Source organism: Sphingomonas zeae, from assembly GCF_014197135.1.
Taxonomy (GTDB): domain Bacteria; phylum Pseudomonadota; class Alphaproteobacteria; order Sphingomonadales; family Sphingomonadaceae; genus Sphingomonas; species Sphingomonas zeae.
The window spans coordinates 317,567-336,030 of sequence record NZ_JACIFA010000002.1; the positions used below are offsets into that span (position 1 = coordinate 317,567).

Genomic DNA, 18,464 nt, shown 5'->3' on the forward strand with positions numbered 1-18,464 from the left:
ACATAGGGGCTCTTCTGGGCATAAGAGAGAATTCCATGCACAATCCGTTCGAGACCGGCGATTTCGCGAGCCCGCTGGCGCAGGCTGGCGTCGGGCTCCGGCAGACGCAGGCCGGGCTGGTTCCGATCGTCATCGAACAGTCGAACCGCGGCGAACGGTCGTTCGATATCTTCAGCCGTCTGCTGCGCGAGCGCATCATCTTCGTCACCGGCGGTGTCGAGGACGGCATGGCCTCGCTGATCTGCGCGCAGCTGCTGTTCCTTGAGTCGGAAAATCCGAAGAAGGACATCTACATGTACATCAACTCGCCGGGCGGTGTCGTCACGGCGGGCATGGCGATCCATGACACGATGCAGTATATCCGTCCGCGCGTCGGCACGCTGTGCATCGGCCAGGCCGCCTCGATGGGCAGCTTCCTGCTTGCCGCCGGTGAACCGGGGATGCGTGTCGCGACCACGAACAGCCGCATCATGATCCACCAGCCTTCGGGCGGAGCGCAAGGCATGGCCGCGGACATCGAAATCCAGGCGCGCGAAATCCTGCGGATGCGGCACTTCCTGAACACGCTGTACGCCAAGTACACCGGCAAGCCGCTCGAGGAGATCGAACGCGCGATGGACCGTGACAAGTTCATGAGCTCCGAGGAAGCCAAGGAGTTCGGCCTGATCGACCAGGTGTTCGACAAGCGTCCCACCCCGGCCGACGACGCATCGACCGCGGCATAAGACGGGTCGTTCAGCGTGAACGGTTTATTTCGATTGTGACTTTATCGGGGTGCGGTACGATGCGCACCCCGGCAACGGTAGCGCACCGCCTCATAGGTGCGAGAGGTGATTGATGGACAAGGTGAGCGGTGGCAACTCGAAAAGCACCCTCTATTGCTCGTTCTGCGGCAAGTCGCAGCACGAGGTGCGCAAGCTGATCGCGGGGCCGACCGTCTTCATTTGCGACGAGTGCGTGGAGCTGTGCAACGACATCATCCGTGAGGAGACCAAGTCCGCTTTGGTGTCCAAGAAGGATGGTGGCGTGCCGACGCCGCAGGAAATCTGCAACGTGCTCGACGACTATGTCATCGGGCAGAAGCAGGCCAAACGTGTCCTGTCGGTCGCCGTGCACAACCACTATAAGCGCTTGAACCACGGTGCGAAGGGCGCCGATGTCGAGCTCGCCAAATCGAATATCCTACTCGTCGGCCCGACCGGCTGCGGCAAGACGCTGCTGGCGCAGACGCTGGCGCGCATCCTTGACGTGCCCTTCACCATGGCGGACGCGACGACGCTGACCGAAGCGGGCTATGTCGGCGAGGATGTCGAGAACATCATCCTCAAGCTGCTCCAGGCGTCGGATTACAATGTCGAGCGGGCGCAGCGCGGCATCGTGTATATCGACGAGATCGACAAGATCAGCCGCAAGGCCGAGAATCCCTCGATCACCCGCGACGTGTCGGGCGAGGGCGTTCAGCAGGCGCTGCTGAAGCTGATGGAAGGCACGACCGCCAGCGTTCCGCCGCAGGGTGGCCGCAAGCATCCGCAGCAGGAATTCCTGCAGGTCGACACGACGAACATCCTGTTCATCTGCGGCGGCGCGTTCGCGGGGCTCGAGAAGATCATCGGCGACCGCCTGCAGGGCAAGTCGATCGGCTTCGGCGCCTATGTCGCGGCACCGGAAGAAAAGCGGACCGGCGAATATCTGCGCCAGACCGAGCCGGAGGATCTGCTGAAGTTCGGCCTGATCCCCGAATTCGTCGGCCGTCTGCCGGTGATCGCGACGCTGGAAGACCTCGACATCTCGGCACTGGTCAAGATCCTGTCCGAGCCGAAGAACGCGCTGGTGAAGCAGTATCAGAAGCTGTTCGAGATGGAGAGCGTCGAGCTCGACTTCACCGACGACGCGCTGACCACGGTTGCCAAGAAGGCGATCGAACGCAAGACCGGCGCTCGCGGGCTTCGTTCGATCCTGGAGGGCATCTTGCTCGACACCATGTTCGACCTGCCCGGCATGGACGGCGTCGACGAGGTGATGGTCGACAAGGACGTGGTCGAGGGCCGCAAGGAGCCGATCCGCGTCTATGCGGAGAAGGCCAAGAAAAAGGACGACGCAGCGGCCTGATCGGCGGCGTGACGTCTTGGAATGGATGGCGGGCGCTTCCCCGGGGAGGCGCCCGTTTTCGTGTGATGATGCGATGGTAAATATCCGAGAAGCCGGAGCCCGAGACCGGGCAGCGGTGGCGACGATGCTGGGACGCGCCTTTGCCGATGATCCGGCAATGTCCTACATCTTCCCCGATGCCGCCGACCGGGCCAAGCGCCTGCAGCGCCTGTTCGGGCTGCTGTTCGACAGCGATGGGGTGGGAATGCGGCTGGTCAGCCAGGACGCGGACGCCGGAACGTTCTGGCGTCCGCCGGGGCAGGCGCATGTTCCGACCATGGCCTTTGCCCGGCGGCTGATCCCGGTGCTGCATGCGCTGGGGGCGTCTCTGCCCCGTGCGATGCGGCTGGGCGATGCGGTCGAGGCGCATTTCCCGAGCGAGCCATTCTGGTATCTGCATATCGCGGGCGTTGATCCTGCGCGACAGGGACGCGGGCTGGGTGGCGCGTCGATCCGGGCGGGGCTGGCGCGGTGTGACGCGGACGGCGTGCCCGCCTATCTGGAAACGGCGACCGAGAGCAATGTCGGGCTTTACGCGCGGCTGGGGTTTGAGCTGACCGGAGAATGGTCGGTGCCGAAAGGTGGTCCGCGTTTCTGGTCGATGATGCGACCGGTCGGTGCCTGATCCTCCCCGGAACGGGGAGGGGGACCATCGCGCAGCGATGGTGGAGGGGGCGTGTCGCCAAGGACTTACGATGAGGCAGGCCCCCTCCGTCAGCGCTGACGCGCTGCCACCTCCCCGTGGCGGGGAGGATATTGGCTTCATCCTAAGCGTTGCCGCTCCGAACAGGAGACGCCGCGATGAAGCCCCATATGATCTGTCACATGATTTGCAGCCTGGACGGACGCATCCTGCAAAGTCGCTGGCGCCCCGATAGCTACAAGCCTGGCGATCTGTTCGAGGATCTGCATGACCGGATCGGCGGCGATGCCTGGATCGTCGGGCGCGTGACGGGTCAGGAATTCGCCAAGGGCGATCGCTATCCCGACACCGACGAGAGTTTCCCGCGCGAACATTGGTTCGCTCGACGCGAAGCGGACGCGTTCGGCGTCGTGCTGGACGGACGGGGTAAGATCGTCTGGGGGCGGGGTGACATTGGCGGCGATCCGATCGTCGTCGTCCTGACCGAGGCGGTGTCCGACGCGCATCTCGCCGGACTGCGCAGCGACGGGGTTTCCTATATCTTTGCCGGTGCGGACATGATCGACCTGCGTGCCGTTCCCGAAATCCTGAACCGGGAACTGGGCGTCGAGACGCTGCTGGTCGAGGGCGGTGGTACCGCCAATGGCGAATTCCTGCGTGCCGGGTTGATCGATGAAATCAGCATGGCGCTTTGCCCCGCGATCGACGGCGCAGTGGGGGCGCCGAGCCTGTTTCATTCGGGCGAGCAGGATGCGGACATGCGAGCCCCGCTGACCGGGTTGACGCTGACCCATCATGAGGTGCTGCCGGGCGGAGAGGTCTGGTTGCGGTACAAGGTGGAGAATCCGGCGCTCGCCTGACGACCCTCGCCCTTCCGGCGCTCCGTACCTTCCTCCCTCTCCCATCGGAAGCGTGAACGGCGAGGGCAGTTATTGCCCTATCGCAACGATTTCGGTCTCGGTCGGGAGCCAACAGGGCGGTTGGCGCATTGGCATGACAGGGATGTCATCATTCCATGCCATGCCGAGAAGGAGGTCCGACCCATTATGAGCGAACCCGACGCCATCGTCACCGCCGGACAGAAGCGCGCGCTGCTCCAGCGCCTGCTGATGCCTTGGTGGACCTTGGTGTTCCCGCTGCTGGGCCTGCTCGCCATCGCGGTATCGCTCTACAAGATGGGGACGATCGGGGTGGTCGTCGCTGCTTTCATCCTGTTCGGATGCGTGCTGTCGGCCGTCCATCAGGCGGAAGTCGTCGCCCACCGCGTCGGCGAGCCCTTCGGCACGCTAGTCCTGGCGGTCGCGGTGACGGTGATCGAGGTGTCGCTGATCGTCAGCCTGATGTTATCCGATGCGGGCGACGCCTCCAGCCTGGCGCGCGATACGGTCTTCGCGGCCATCATGATCATCCTGAACGGCATTGTCGGCCTCTGCCTGCTGGCCGGGGGATTCCAGCATGGCGAACAGCGCTTTTCGCTACGCGGCGCGAGTTCGTCGCTCAATGTGCTGACTGCGATGGTCGTGCTGTCGCTGGTCCTGCCCAATTATGTCTCGTCCGCACCGGGGCCGACCTATGCGACATCGCAGCTGATCTTCGTCGCGATCGTCAGCGTCATCCTCTATGGCACCTTCGTCATGGTGCAGACGGTGCGCCACCGCGACTATTTCCTGCCCGCGGATGAGGACATGCCCGGCGACGCCCATGCCGAGCCGCCGACCAATGCGGCGGCCTGGGCCGCTTTGGGGATGCTGCTGGTCGCGCTGGTCGGCGTGGTGCTGCTGGCCAAGGGGCTGTCGGGGATCGTCGAGGCAGCGATCCTGGGCGCGGGCCTGCCGCTCGCGATCGTCGGCGTGGTGATCGCGGCGCTGGTCCTTGCGCCGGAGAGCCTGGCTGCGTACCGGGCGGCCAAGCGCAACCGGCTCCAGACCAGCCTGAACCTCGCGCTCGGCTCGGCGCTGGCGACGATCGGGCTGACCATTCCGGCGGTGGCGATCGTGTCGCTGATGCTCGGCCTGCCGCTGGCGCTGGGGATCGGGGCCAAGCAGATGATCCTGCTGGTCCTGTCGCTATTCACCATCACGCTGACGCTGGGCAACGGCCGGACCACCGTGTTGGGCGGCGCAGTGCATCTGGTGATCTTCGCGGCCTATCTGTTCGTGACGGTGGTGCCGTAAATCGCTCATTCCGTTCGCGCTGACCGAAGTCGAAGCGCGGGATGATCTTGCCTCAGTTCGGCTTCTTCTTCGCCGCCTGCTCTGCCTTCCACGCGCGGAACTGCTCGATCGCCACCGAGCGTTTCAGGATCTTGGCCCAAGGATCGACCACCACATGCGCGTCGGTCGGGACGGTTAGCGTGCCGCTCCCGTCCGTCATCGGCAGCGTCTGGACCTTATCACCCACCTGCACCTCGACCGGCAGGGGAAAGGGGCCGCCGCCCGGTACCTTCCAAGTCAGCGTCAGCTTGTCCCCACTCCGCGTTTCGACGATCTCGGGCAATGCCGCCTGGCGGAGATAGACGTTGAAGAACCAGCCATAGTCCTTGCCCGTCACCTGTCGGACAAAGCCCTCATATTCCTTGGTCGAGCCATAGCGAGGTGTGAAATTACCCGGTTTGGGATCGGTGCGGCCATAAACCGCCAGCCGGGTCACGTCCCAGAATGCCTTGTCGCCGATCAGGTTGCGCAGGGTGTGGAGCATCCACGATCCCTTCATATAGATGTCCAGGCCCGGGCCGCCCTTGGCCTCCTCATAGACGTCCTGCTCGGTCATGCTGCGGTCATGGACGATGGGGGACTGGTTGGCGATCTGCCCCCGTTGCGCGTCCATCATCACCGCATAGCGCGCCTCGCCCTCGCGCCAGCGGCCGTACGAGGGCTGCATATAGCTGCCGTAACCTTCGTGCAGCCAGAAATCGTCCCAGTCGACATTGGTCAGCTGGTTGCCGAACCATTCATGGCTGAACTCATGCTGGAACAGCCAGTCGAAGCCTTCGGGCGCCTTGGCATATTCGTTGCCGTACGCGTTGATCGTCTGATGCTCCATGCCCTTGTGCGGGGTTTCGACCACGCCCAGCTTTTCGTCGCCGAAGGGGAAGGGGCCGACGGTCGATTCAAAGAAGTCCAGCGTCGGCGCGAACTCGGCGAACAGGCCTTCGGCCTTCGCCTTCTCGCCCGGCAGATACCAGTAGAACATCGGGATCGTGTTGCCGAAGCGGCTCTTATATTTCCCCTCGACCACCTCATAAGGGCCGACGTTCAGCGCGATGGCATAGGTATTAGGATGCTTGGCCCGCCAGTTCCAGCGGGTTCGGCCGTCGGGCAGCGTGTCGACGCCCAGCAGCACGCCGTTGGACGGCGCCTTGAGTCCCTTGGGCACGGTGATGTGCAACGTGACGAGGCCCGGCTCGCCCATCGGATAGTCTAGGCACGGCCAGAGCAGGTCGCAGCCATAGCCCTGATCGGTCGTGGCGAACCAGGGCCGTCCATCGGGCGTCTTCGCCCAGACGACGCCGGTGTCCCAGGGCGCGCGCACCGCGACATGCGGCGTGCCGCCATAGGTGATCTTAGCGCTGACCTTCTGCCCGGCCTTGAGCGGGCGGGGCAGGGTGATGACCAGCTGGCCTTCCGGGTTGGACCAGGCACCGGGCTTGAGCAGCTTGCCGTCGATCGCGATCGCCTTGACCGGAAGATTCTTGTCCAGATCGACCACCAGCCGCGCCAGCGGCGACTTTGCGGTAAAGTCCAGCACCGCGATGCCGTTCAACTCCTGTGTATCGGGCAGCACCTCGAACGACAGGTCGGCGCGGTCGAAGCGGACGGCGAGCTGTTCGGGTGGACGGACCCCGCCCGAGATCATGGTCTGCGCCGTCAATGGCGGCTCACCCTTGCCTGGAAGCGCCTTGGGCGTTTGAGCACCGACTGGAGCGGCGCAGAGAAACGAGGAGGCGAGCAGCGCGACAGCGACATTCCGTATACGATCCATGCTGCATGGTGTTGCGCAGCGGGCCCGACTTGGCAAGCCGTCTGGTTGCGGCTCGTCGCAGCGGGAATTGATGGATCGGCAACCCTCCCCATATATAGATGCGAAGAGGCCCTGATCGGGGCCGACCGGAGTTTGCATGACCCAGACCTATCCCGTCCTCCCGCTGCGTGACATCGTCGTCTTCCCGCACATGATCGTGCCCCTGTTCGTCGGCCGCGACAAATCGGTCGCGGCGCTGGAAGCAGCGATGGCGGCGGACAAGGAAATTTTCCTGGTCGCTCAGCTCGACCCCGCCGAGGACGATCCCGCGCGTGAGGATCTGTACGAGATCGGCGTTACCGCCAGCGTCCTGCAGCTGCTCAAGCTCCCCGACGGCACGGTCCGCGTGCTGGTCGAGGGCAAGACGCGCGGCCGCCTGGTTGAGCTGGACGAGTCGGGCACCCATCTGACCGCGACCATCGATGTCACGCGGGACGAGGCGGAAGAAGCCGCGCTCGAAGAGCAGGACCATGACGTCAAGGCGCAGATCGCCGCGCTGATGCGCTCGGTGGTCGACCAGTTCGAGAATTACGCCAAGCTCAACCGCAAACTGCCGGCCGAGACCGCGGTGCAGCTCGCCGAGATCGAGGATGCCGCGCAACTCGCCGACGCGGTCGCGGCGAACATCTCGGTCAAGGTTGCCGACAAGCAGGCGCTGCTGGTCGAGACCGATCCGGCCAAGCGGCTGGAGATGGCGTACGCCCTGATGGAGGGCGAACTGGGCGTCCTGCAGGTCGAGAAGAAGATCAAGAGCCGCGTCAAGCGCCAGATGGAGAAGACGCAGCGCGAATATTATCTCAACGAACAGCTCAAGGCGATCCAGCGCGAGCTGGGCAATGAGGGCGAGGACGGCGACGGCGACGAAATCGCCGAGCTGACCCAGAAGATCGCGACGCTGAAGCTGTCGAAGGAAGCGCGGACCAAGGCGACCGCCGAGCTGAAGAAGCTGAAGACCATGGCGCCGATGAGCGCCGAGGCGACGGTCGTGCGCAATTACCTGGACGTGCTGCTGGGCCTGCCCTGGGGCAAGAAGTCCAAGGTCAAGAAGGACATAGCGGCGGCGCAGGCGATCCTCGACCAGGATCATTATGCGCTGGAAAAGGTCAAGGACCGGATCGTCGAATATCTGGGCGTCCAGGCGCGCACCAACAAGCTGAAGGGGCCGATCCTGTGCCTCGTCGGCCCGCCGGGCGTCGGCAAGACCTCGCTGGGCCAGTCGATCGCCAAGGCGTGCGGGCGCGAGTTCATCCGCCAGAGCCTGGGCGGCGTGCGCGACGAAGCCGAGATTCGCGGCCACCGCCGCACCTATATCGGTTCGCTGCCGGGCAAGATCGTGACCAACCTGAAAAAGGCCGGCACGTCCAACCCGCTGTTCCTGCTCGACGAGATCGACAAGCTGGGCCAGGATTTCCGCGGCGACCCCGCCTCGGCGCTGCTCGAGGTGCTCGATCCCGAGCAGAATGCCAAGTTCAACGATCACTATCTGGAGATCGACATCGATCTGTCGGACGTGATGTTCGTGTGCACCGCGAACACGCTGAACCTGCCGCAGCCGCTGCTCGACCGCATGGAGATCATCCGTCTGGAGGGTTATACCGAGGACGAGAAGGTCGAGATCGCCGAGCGTCACCTGATCGCCAAGCAGGTCGAGACGCATGGTCTGAAGGACGGCGAGTTCACGCTGACCCAGGAGGGCCTGCGTGCGCTGATCCAGCGTTACACCCGCGAGGCGGGCGTGCGCACGCTGGAGCGCGAGATCGCGCGTCTGGCGCGCAAGGCGCTGCGTCAGATCCTGGAGGGCAAGGCGACGTCGGTGACGATCACGCCGGAAAACCTGCACGAATTCGCGGGCGTGCAGAAATTCCGTCACGGTCTTTCCGAGCAGGAAGATCAGATCGGTGCGGTCACGGGCCTCGCCTGGACCGAGGTGGGCGGCGAGTTGCTGACCATCGAGTCGGTGACGGTGCCGGGCAAGGGCCAGGTGAAGACCACCGGCAAGCTGGGTGACGTGATGAAGGAATCGGTCCAGGCCGCCTTCAGCTTCGTTCAGGCGCGCAGCCCCAGCTTCGGGATCAAGCCGTCGCTGTTCCACCGCAAGGACATCCATATCCATCTGCCCGAGGGGGCGGTGCCCAAGGACGGGCCGTCGGCGGGTATCGGCCTCGTCACCTCGATCGTCTCGACGCTGACGGGAATCGCGGTGCGCAAGGATGTCGCGATGACCGGCGAGGTGACGCTGCGTGGCCGCGTGCTGCCGATCGGCGGGCTGAAGGAAAAGCTGCTCGCGGCGTTGCGGGGCGGGATCACCACCGTCCTCATCCCGCACGAGAATGAGAAGGATCTGGCGGATATCCCCGCCAACATCCTGAACGGCCTGAAAATCGTACCGGTCGCGCATGTCGACGAAGTGCTTCGCCTGGCACTGGTCGGGCCGTTGGAGGCGATCGACTGGACCGACGCGGACGAGCTCGCCGCCTTGCCGCCAGCGCCGATCCCGGCGGTGGGGGGCGAACGCCACCACTGATCATCGCACGAAAGGGGGCCGCCGGTCGAACGATCGGCGGCCTTTTTCAAACGATGTCATGAGGATGACACAGGGCTCTGTTTGCGTCATCGTTCGCTTTGCATAACGACGGGGGTTTGACAGCATCGCCTGCCGCGTCATTATCGTTGCTTTAATATTTTGGCGGCACCGAGTCCTGTGTCGTGTGTGTCGAGATCATAGGGGGTTATGGAATGAACAAGCAGGAGCTGATCGCCACCGTCGCCGACTCCTCAGGCCTGGCGCGCGGCGATGCGGTCAAGGCGGTCGATGCCGTGTTTGAATCGATTACCACCGCATTGAAAAAGGGCGATGAAGTTCGCCTGGTCGGCTTCGGCACCTTCTCGGTTTCCAAGCGCAAGGCGTCGACCGGCCGCAACCCGCGCACTGGCGAGCCGATGACGATCAAGGCATCGTCGCAGCCCAAGTTCAAGCCAGGCAAGCTCCTGAAGGACTCGGTCAACTAATTCCTTTTTTTGGGGCTGGACAGGCGGCGGATCGCCGCCTAAAGGCCCGTCTCCCGGTTACGGGCGCGTAGCTCAGCGGTAGAGCACACCCTTCACACGGGTGGGGTCACAGGTTCAATCCCTGTCGCGCCCACCATTTTTTCGATGGCTCAGAGGGCCTGGAAAGAATGGTGGAACAGCCTGATCGGCAAATCTTCTCTGTTCCTGGCCGCTGATCCGGCGAGTTCTGGCAATTTTTTGCCGGATGGTCGGCAATTAACGTGCCCTTAGCGGCCTCTCCCTATGCTGAACGGCAAAGGAGAGTTTCATGCAGCCTGGGTATCGCAGCTTTTGTCCCGATCATCCGGCGTTCGCCATCGCGATGGCGTTCCAGCCGATCATGGATGTCGAAGCAAGACGGCCCATCGCCTATGAAGCCCTGGTCCGGGGCAGCAAGGGCGAATGCGCGACCGATATCTTGGCGCGGATCCGGCCCGAGGATCGCTACGACTTCGACCAGCAATGCCGCGTTGCCGCGATCGAGGGCGCGGTGGCGGCGGGACTGCGGGAGTCGGGTGCGCGGCTGTCGATCAATTTCTTTCCCGATACGGTCTACTCGCCGCTCGCATGCCTGGAGCCGACGCTGGACGCCGCACGGCGGCTGAGCCTGCCTTATGACCGGCTGATCTTCGAATTTTCCGAACAGGCCAATATCGGGGATGGCGAACATCTGAAGACCATCCTTGAAGCCTATCATTGCATGGGGTTCGGGACCGCGATCGACGATTTCGGCGCAGGCCATGCGGGGCTGACCCTGCTGGGGCAGGTCAGGACCGACTATATCAAACTCGATATGGCGCTGATCCGGGGGATCGATCAAGCCATGCCCCGGCGCATGATCGTCGAGGGCGTGATGCGGATCGCCGAAAAGATGGGTATGGCGGTCATCGCCGAGGGCGTGGAGACGATCGGCGAATATGACGCGCTTCGGGCCTTGGGCGTGCGGTACATGCAGGGCTATCTGATCGCACGGCCGGGCTTCCGCTGTCTGCCGCCGGGGCAACTGCCCGAGGAACCAGCCCGGGCGGTGAGCGCCTGAGGGGCAGGGGCAGATCGGCTTTCATTCAATTCCTCCCCTGCAAGGGGAGGAATGCGTTTTTATCCCGTGTTCAAAAGCATCCGGCGTCAACGGCGCGCACCCGTATCTCCCGCCAGATAGCGGGCGATGGGGTCGATCATATCCTTCGGAATACGCCGCGCGATGACCGGCATGGTCGCGTGGCTCTTGCGCGCATCGACGATATTCTTGTCACCCTGCCAATGGCGCAGGCGCGCGGCGATGTAGCTGGCCCGCTGTCCGGCGAGGACGGGGTAGGGCTTGCCAGGCGTGTGGCAGCTGACACAGGCGGGAAGCTGCTTGTCGGGCAGCCCGCGCTCGACGATCTGCGCCGCCGCCGGATCGCCTGCGGGCTTCGCGCCTAGTCCCGGCATAGCGGCGAAGCGGCGCGCGGCGGCTTCCATCTGGACAGGGTCCATCCGCATCGCAACCTGCTGCATGACCGCGCTCGACCGGGTGCCATTGGCATAGCCCTTCAACGCGGCGAGCAGATATTCGGGGCTCTGGCCGCCCAGGATCGGAATGTCGGGCGCACCGCGACCCCGGCCGTCCTTGCCATGGCATCCGGTGCAATTGTCGGGATCGATCGCGGGCGAGGCTTCGGCGACCAGCGCGCGATACTGGGCGGCGCTCATGCCGGGCAGGCGGCGGACAAAGGCGACCATGCGCCGCACCTCGTCGGGGCGGTCCTGCACGGCCCAGGCGGGCATCCCGGTATATTTGACGCCGTGCTGGAGGATCCAGAACAGCTGCTTGTCGGTCCATTCACGCGCGTTCACCGACAGGTCAGGCGCGGGCGGGGTGGCGGCCTGCATCACGGGGGCGGGTTTCTGTCCCGGGGCGCCGTGACAGATCGCGCAACTGTTGGCGAAATGCCCCGCCGCGCTGACCAGCCCGGTCGCATCGGCAGGGTCCTTGGGCGCGGTGAAGGCGGCATGGGTGCGCACCGAGTTGCGCATCGTCCAGTGCAGGAACCAGTCGGTGATCGCCCAATGCCCGCTGGAGGCCGCGAGGTTGATGACCCCCGACCAGGCCACGCCCATGCCGAGCAGCGCCAGGCCGAGCACGGTCGCCAGCGCCCGCTTCCAGGTGATGCGGATCGTCATGCGTGCGCCTCCTCTTTGGCCTGGAGCAGCCGCGCCAGCATCGTCAGTCCGCCGCACAGATAGGCGACGCCGCCGACCAGCAGCATGACGACGCCCGCCATCTGCTGATCCGCCAGCGCGCCCATGTCGTGATGGCTATAGAGCGGACGCGGGGCGAGGCCGATCAGCGCGCCCAGCAGGGTCATGTGCATCGAGGTGACGAGCAAAGCGGCGACGCCTGCGGCACGGTGGCGCGGCGCGAGCACGGCGGCCCAGAGCAACAGGCCGACCGCCAGGAAACTCGCCTGCTCGACGATCAGCCAGGCGGTGGTGTGGTCCGCCAACCGCCGAAGCGCGGGCACATGCCAGCCCCAGACGACCACCGCCTCGATCAGCGCGGCGGTCAGCGGCGTGGCCAGCCGGGGCAGACGCATCACCGGATCTACCTGCGTACCCTGCAGCCCCAGCGCGATCGGCGGCGCGGCAACCGCCACCGCGATCATGTGCGCGACCATATGGCCAGTCATGCCCCATGTGCTGAACGCCCAACCGAGCGACAACAGCGCCAGTCCCAGCATCAACCAGCCGCGCTTCACCGGCAATCGCCCAGCATAAGGACCGGCATGGCGGTGAAGATGACCGCGACGAAGCTCAATCCCGCGAGCAGCATGGTGGAATAGGCCAGGAAGCGCAGGCGATCGATGTCGGTGCCCTCATTATGCGGCGGCGGATCGCCCGGCGTGCGCGATTGCTGCCATGCGATGACGCCGGACGCGAGGATGACGATCAGCGCGACGACCGTGCCGATCGCAAAGGCGGTGGGGAACAACGCCCATTGGCCGATCCGCTCGCACGAGATCGCAACCCACAGATAGGAGAAGAGGAAATGCACCGCCCAGGTGGTCGGCGGCACGATCAGCGTCCAGAGGGTGACGCGCAGGCGGTGCGCGCGCTTGAGCCAGCGCTTCATAGCCCCGTCTCCGGGAACAGGCCGATGGTCAGATAGGTGACGATCGCGGTCAGTGCGAAGAAATGCATATATACGGTGATGTTGCGGATGTCCGCGTCATGGGTCGGCGTCATCCGCCCCGCGATGCTGCGGGCGAGCGTGTAGAGCTGCATGATCGCGGCGACGGCGGCATGGACGACGGTCCAGACGACCAGCACCCAGACGATAGCCGGATAGACATTGGCCTCCGGGTCCAGCCCGTCGAGGCAGGCGAGCCCGGCGAACAAGCTGCCAACAGCGGTGACCGCGCCGGCGATCAGCAGTCCCCGTGCTGCGGTCACCGAGCCCCAGCCATGAACCTCGCGCGCGCTCAGCGTCGCCGCCCAGCTGGCGAGCGACAGGGCCAGCGCCATCAGCGGCCCGCCGCTACCCGGTTCGTCAAAGCCTGCACCGAAATCGAGATGGATCGTCCAGTAGAAATAATAGCCGAAGACGAGGCCCGAAAAGGCGGTCGCATCCGCCATCATGGTGATGAACATCGCCCACCAGCCGGGCGCGGCCGGGCCGGAGATATAGAGCGACAGGCGCATCCCGTGCCCGATCGGCTTTTCAGGCTTTTCGGGGATTTCGGCGGTATCCCACAGCCACCACAAGATGCAGCCCAGCGTCACCACGCCGCCCAAAGCCGCGATCAGATAGAGGTGATAGGTGGTCAGGATGAACACGCTGCCCAGCGCGACGGCGGTCAGCATCGGCTTGACGCTGGGCGTACCCAGCCGGATCACAGATACGGGCTTGGCATCGAGGACCGAGGTGATGATCGTCTCGCGGCGGCCTTCCTCGGCGTCGGGCAGGAAGAAGCGGCCTTCATCGACTTTGGCGACGAAATTCTTCTGGTCCCAGATCGGATAGCGGCTCTCGACCAGCGGCACCGATCGGATGCCCCAATCCTCGTCATCCGGGTGCGCCAGCCATTCGAGCGTCCCGGCATTCCACGGGTTGCGCGGCGATTTGGTCCGCGTCGGCGACAGCATCAGGTCGACGACCAGCACCGCGACACCGGTCGCGAACATATACGACCCGGCGGTGGAGGCGAGGTTCAGCCAGCCGATGCCCAGTTCTTCGGGGTAGGTGAAGACCCGGCGCGGCATTCCCTCCAGCCCCGACAGATGCATCGGGAAGAAGGTCAGGTTGATGCCGACGAACATGATCCAGAAGGCGATCCGCCCCAGCCGGTCGGACAGCTTCTTGCCGGTAATCAGCGGCCAATAATAATAGAGCCCACCGAATAGCGGCAGCAGCGTGCCGCCTATCAGCACATAGTGGAGATGCGCGACGACGAAATAGGTGTCGTGCGCCTGCCAGTCGAACGGTGCGACCGCGACCATCACACCGGTCAGCCCGCCGATCACGAACACCGCCAGGCTTCCGCTCGCGTAGAGCAACGGCGTCGACCACTTCACCTTGCCCGCCCAGAGCGTGGCGATGAAGGCGAAGATCTGCACGCCGGTCGGGATGGCGACGGCCTCGGAGGCGGCGGAGAAGAAGGCCAGGCTGATCTTGGGCAGGCCGGTCGCGAACATATGGTGCACCCACAGCCCGAACGACAGGAAGGCGGTGCCGACGGCGGCCAGCACGATCCACGGGTAGCCGAGCAGATGCCGCTGCGCGAAGGTCGGGATCATCATCGCGAACAAGGCGATGGAGGGCAGGAAGACGATATAGACCTCCGGGTGGCCGAAGATCCAGAACAGGTGCTGCCATAGCAGCGGATCGCCCCCGCGCGCGGCGTCGAAGAAGGGCCAGTTGAGCAGCCGCTCCATCTCGAACAGCAGGTCGCCCGCGATCAGCGGCGGGAAGGCGAACAGGATCATCACGGCCACGACCAGGATATACCAGGCATAGAGCGGCATCAGGTTCAGCCGCATCCCCGGCGGGCGGCATTTCAGCACGCCGACGATCAGCTCGACCGCCGCCGCCACCGACGACACTTCAATGAAGGACAGGCCCAGCATCCAGATGTCCGCGCCCAAGCCGCTCAGGTCGGTGCGGGTGGTCAGCGGCGGGTACATGAACCAGCCGCCATCGGGCGCAGCGTTGAAGAAGATCGACCCGCCGACGAACACGCCGCCGAGCAGAAAGCTCCAATAGCCAAAGGCCGACAGGCGCGGGAAGGGCAGGTCGCGCGCGCCCAGCAGCTGGGGCAGCAGGATGATCGACACCGCCTCGAACATCGGCACGGCGAACAGGAACATCATCATCGAGCCGTGCAGCGTGAACAGCTGGTTGAAGGTGTTCGCCGAGACGAGGTCGTTGTCCGGCACCGCCAGCTGGGTCCGCATGATGAGCGCCAGCACGCCGGCGAACAGCATGAAGCCGAACGCGGTCAGCGTGTACCAGACGCCGACCCGATTGTTGTTGGTATCGGTCCAGCGCAGGAACAGGCCGCTGGGTGGTTTCCACACCGCGCGCAGCCGTTCCTCCTGGGCGGCGCGAAGCTGGGGATCGTCCTGCGCGTGGAGGCTCATTTCAGGCCCTGAAGATAGCGGGCGAGGGCCACGCCCTCGTCATCCGACAATTGGGGGAAGGACGGCATCCGCACGCCGGGCTTGGTCTTTTCGGGATGGCGGATGAACTTGGCGACGTTCGCCGTGGTCATCGGCAGGATGCCCGCCGCCAGCGTCCGCCGCGATCCGAAATGGGTGAGGTCTGGGCCGATGCGGCTGGGCGCGGTGACGCCCGCGATGCCGTGGCAGCCGCTACAGCCATTGGCAGCGAACAGACGCGCGCCCGGATCGTCGCTCGGTCGGGCGGGGCGGGCCTGCTCGGCGAGCCAGGCGTCGAAGGCGGCGGGCGGCATGGCGATCACGTCGAACGCCATCAGCGCATGGGACAGCCCGCAAAATTCGGCGCATTGCCCGCGATAGCGACCGGGCTTTTCGGCGCGGACGACCAGGCTGTTGATGCGGCCGGGGATCATGTCCATCTTGCCCGCCAGCCCCGGTATCCAGAAGCTGTGCACGACATCGCCGCCGCTCAGGCGAAAGGCGACGGTGCGGCCGGTGGGAATGCGGATCTCATTGGCGCTGAGAATGGGCGCGCGGCCCGGCGGCGCATAGGCGACGCGCCACCAGAATTGCTCGCCGTCGACCGCGATGGTCAGGTCGGCGGGCGAAGCCGGACGCGGCTTCATATAAGGCAGCGAATAGGCGAGCAGCGCCAGCAGCACGATGGTCGGGATGATCCCGCCCAGCCACAGAACGATCCGCATCCCCTTGCGATGGTCGATCGATCCTTCGGGCGCACGGACGGCATGGCGCATCAGCAGCGCGACGCCGCCCGCGATCACCACCGCGCCGACCAGCATGATGATGAAAAGATGCCGAATATCGGCTGCATCGACCCCGAACGGCGCCAGCGTGGACTGATGCGTGTTGCATCCCGCCAGCACATTGGCCGTCACGATCAGAGTGGCGCTGCTTTTCCCCCGCATCGCCCCCGAACGTTTCGATGGTGGATTGGTTCATGTTAATGTCATCCAAACTTCATGTTTGGCGGCGGTCTTCCTCGACGTTGCGGCGCCAAACCTCCCCGGCGAGAAGGGTGGCAAAGCCCAGCCATGCCGCCAGCGGCATGACGCTGGCCGAAGCGGGGCGATCGACCTTCCAGGCGGTGGCGACGAGCGCCGTGGTGCCGAGCGCCATTGCTCCGGCAGCGGCGGTGCTGGCCCCGGTGCGGCGTTCGCGGAAGAACAGCTCGGTCCAGCCGCCGATCATCGCGCTGTTGCCCAGCCACAGCGCAACCGAGGCATTGCGGGCGGGCGAGGTGGGTTGGCGCAGCAGGCGATAGCCGCCGACCGCCGCCAGCGTCTCCAGCACCGGCCATACCGCGCCGAACACCTTGTCGGGCGGGGTGAAGCCGGGCTTGTCGAGCCGCGCATACCAGCGGCGAATGCGCGGGTGTGACGGATCGGGGGCGTTGCGCCGCCCGATCAGCGCGCTCAGCCCCAGCACGCCGCCTGCGATGCCGCCCGCCACCAGCGGCGAGAATCCCTGCTTCTTCATGGCCTTCATCCCTTCCGAATGTCGGAGGGATAACGGCCTTGGCTCAACCCCGTTCAATCGCCATCCGGCGGCGGCTCCACAAGACGATCCGGTCGAGCAGGCCGATGACGATCAGCGACAGGCCGAACAGCGGCAGGGCGATGCCCGCCACGACCAGCGAAGCGAGCAGTCCGCCGACCCGCGCACCTGAAAGTTTTGGCGGCGCGCCGAGCCGCCCGCTGGGGCGACGCTTCCACCACATGGCGACGCCGCTGATCGTCAGGACCCAGATGGCGATGCAGGGGATCAGCATCAGCAACTGGTTGGCGCGGCCGAAATAATTGCCCATGTGAAGCTGCACCCCCGACTCCACCGCGCGGCCGACGATGCCGTAATCGGCATAGCGCACCTCCGGCCCGATCGACCTGAAGCTATAGCGGTCGATATAGAGCGTCTTTTGCCCCACCGGCCGGTCGGGATAGGTGAAGACGGTATAGACCCCGTCCGCTTCCTTGGGCAGGAACAGGCGATAGCTGCCCGACCAGCCATGCGCGCTGAGAATTGCGGTGACCCGGTCGGTGCCACGAATGACCGCGGGGTCATGGGTGGCACCGGGCATTTCCGGACCATGATCGGCATGTTCGCCGCCCATGGCGGGCATGGCCGAATGGGGCATCGGCGCATCCTCCAACGTCCACGGCGCATCCCCCAAGGCGGCCTTCATCGGCACGCTATGGGGTATGTTGTACTGGCGGAAGGACGGCGGATAGCCGACGCCCAAGGCTGCTCCGGCCCGGTGGATCAGCGGCCCGCTGACCCCGGCCCAGGGCAGGCCGGTGACGATCAGGAAGCCGATCAGCGCCACGGTCCACACGCCGACCGGCCCATGCAGGTCGCGCCAGAACCGGCGTCCTTGCCCCCGCAGTCGCGGCCAGAGCGTCCCCGCCGCCGTGAACCGCCCGCGCGGCCACCACAGGATGACGCCGGTGACGAGCAGCACCAGCGCCCAGCTGACGGCCAGCTCGACCAGCCGCTCGCCGAACATGCCCATCAGCATCGAACGGTGCATGGCGTCGGCCCAGCCGACCAACGTGCGGTCATAGACGACGCTGCCCAGCACTTTACCCGTGCCCGGATCGACCGCGACGCGGCGGGGCGGTCCCTGGGTCGGCTGAACGAAGACCACCGCCGATCGATTGGTGGCTTGGGGCATATCGACCCGCGAGGCGCTGCCCGGATAAGCGGCGAGTGCCGCCTCGATCATGCGCGACATCGGTACATCGCTGTGGCGCGGTGCGACGAATCGCTGCTCCGGGTAGATTGCATCGTTCAACTCGTCGTTGAACAGATAGATGGCGCCGGTCAGGCTCAGCATCAGCAGGATTGGCGCGACGAGCAGTCCGGCCCAGAAATGCCAGCGCCAGATGGTCCGGTGGAAGGCGGCATGGCGGGAGGCGGATGTCATGGATGT

16 protein-coding genes and 1 tRNA gene are annotated in these 18,464 nt (G+C 65.2%); 9 read left to right on the forward strand and 8 right to left on the reverse strand.

The features are described from left to right. Positions 1-35: 35 nt before the first annotated feature. From clpP to GGR45_RS04660, 5 genes are all read left to right on the forward strand, one after another. Entirely contained in the window at positions 36-725 is a 690-nt protein-coding gene (clpP, locus tag GGR45_RS04640) for an ATP-dependent Clp endopeptidase proteolytic subunit ClpP (protein WP_175312964.1), read from the forward strand. Positions 726-837: 112 nt separating this feature from the next. Next, a complete protein-coding gene (clpX, locus tag GGR45_RS04645; protein WP_175312965.1) occupies positions 838-2,109 on the forward strand; it encodes an ATP-dependent Clp protease ATP-binding subunit ClpX in 1,272 nt (423 codons plus the stop codon). Between the two features lie 73 nt (positions 2,110-2,182). Then, positions 2,183-2,773: a GNAT family N-acetyltransferase gene (locus GGR45_RS04650; protein WP_175312966.1), complete on the forward strand. Its 591-nt coding sequence runs from the start codon at positions 2,183-2,185 to the stop codon at positions 2,771-2,773. Positions 2,774-2,949: 176 nt separating this feature from the next. Further along, on the forward strand, positions 2,950-3,651 hold the full coding sequence (locus tag GGR45_RS04655) for a RibD family protein (protein ID WP_175312967.1): 702 nt from the start codon (positions 2,950-2,952) through the stop codon (positions 3,649-3,651). A gap of 186 nt (positions 3,652-3,837) precedes the next feature. Beyond that, positions 3,838-4,965 (forward strand): calcium:cation antiporter, encoded by a 1,128-nt coding sequence (locus tag GGR45_RS04660; protein WP_246358047.1) that lies wholly within the window; start codon positions 3,838-3,840, stop codon positions 4,963-4,965. Positions 4,966-5,017: 52 nt separating this feature from the next. On the opposite strand, the gene GGR45_RS04665 is transcribed toward GGR45_RS04660, so the two are convergent. Next, positions 5,018-6,772: a M1 family metallopeptidase gene (locus tag GGR45_RS04665; RefSeq protein ID WP_246358048.1), complete on the reverse strand. Its 1,755-nt coding sequence runs from the start codon at positions 6,770-6,772 to the stop codon at positions 5,018-5,020. 136 nt (positions 6,773-6,908) lie between these two features. Between GGR45_RS04665 and lon the strand changes: the two genes are divergently transcribed. From lon to GGR45_RS04685, 4 genes are all read left to right on the forward strand, one after another. After that, positions 6,909-9,335, forward strand: a complete 2,427-nt coding sequence (gene lon / locus GGR45_RS04670) for an endopeptidase La (RefSeq protein WP_175312968.1) — start codon at positions 6,909-6,911, stop codon at positions 9,333-9,335. Positions 9,336-9,547: 212 nt separating this feature from the next. Continuing rightward, positions 9,548-9,820, forward strand: coding sequence for an HU family DNA-binding protein (locus GGR45_RS04675; protein ID WP_175312969.1), 273 nt, complete (start codon positions 9,548-9,550; stop codon positions 9,818-9,820). 61 nt (positions 9,821-9,881) lie between these two features. After that, a tRNA-Val gene (locus GGR45_RS04680) sits at positions 9,882-9,956 on the forward strand. Positions 9,957-10,127: 171 nt separating this feature from the next. After that, positions 10,128-10,898 (forward strand): EAL domain-containing protein, encoded by a 771-nt coding sequence (locus tag GGR45_RS04685; RefSeq protein ID WP_246358049.1) that lies wholly within the window; start codon positions 10,128-10,130, stop codon positions 10,896-10,898. Positions 10,899-10,984: 86 nt separating this feature from the next. Here the strand turns inward: GGR45_RS04685 and GGR45_RS04690 are convergent, their stop codons facing one another. From GGR45_RS04690 to GGR45_RS04720, 7 genes are read right to left on the reverse strand one after another with little or no spacing between them, the layout of a single operon-like run. After that, positions 10,985-12,022 (reverse strand): c-type cytochrome, encoded by a 1,038-nt coding sequence (locus tag GGR45_RS04690; RefSeq protein WP_175312971.1) that lies wholly within the window; start codon positions 12,020-12,022, stop codon positions 10,985-10,987. After that, positions 12,019-12,597: a cytochrome c oxidase assembly protein gene (locus tag GGR45_RS04695; protein ID WP_175312973.1), complete on the reverse strand. Its 579-nt coding sequence runs from the start codon at positions 12,595-12,597 to the stop codon at positions 12,019-12,021. Before GGR45_RS04695 ends, GGR45_RS04690 begins: the two co-directional genes overlap by 4 nt. Continuing rightward, complete coding sequence (locus GGR45_RS04700) at positions 12,594-12,971, reverse strand: hypothetical protein (protein WP_175312975.1); 378 nt, start codon at positions 12,969-12,971, stop codon at positions 12,594-12,596. The genes GGR45_RS04695 and GGR45_RS04700 overlap by 4 nt, the downstream gene beginning before the upstream one ends. Continuing rightward, positions 12,968-15,478, reverse strand: coding sequence for a cytochrome c oxidase subunit I (gene ctaD, locus GGR45_RS04705; protein ID WP_175312977.1), 2,511 nt, complete (start codon positions 15,476-15,478; stop codon positions 12,968-12,970). Before ctaD ends, GGR45_RS04700 begins: the two co-directional genes overlap by 4 nt. Further along, complete coding sequence (coxB, locus tag GGR45_RS04710) at positions 15,475-16,443, reverse strand: cytochrome c oxidase subunit II (protein ID WP_175312979.1); 969 nt, start codon at positions 16,441-16,443, stop codon at positions 15,475-15,477. Before coxB ends, ctaD begins: the two co-directional genes overlap by 4 nt. Before the next feature lie 52 nt (positions 16,444-16,495). After that, complete coding sequence (locus GGR45_RS04715; protein ID WP_175312981.1) at positions 16,496-17,014, reverse strand: TspO/MBR family protein; 519 nt, start codon at positions 17,012-17,014, stop codon at positions 16,496-16,498. A 43-nt stretch (positions 17,015-17,057) separates the two neighbouring features. Then, the gene (locus tag GGR45_RS04720; protein WP_175312983.1) at positions 17,058-18,458 is read right to left on the reverse strand and encodes a PepSY-associated TM helix domain-containing protein; all 1,401 of its coding nucleotides are present in this window, start codon (positions 18,456-18,458) and stop codon (positions 17,058-17,060) included. Between the last annotated feature and the right edge of the window lie 6 nt (positions 18,459-18,464).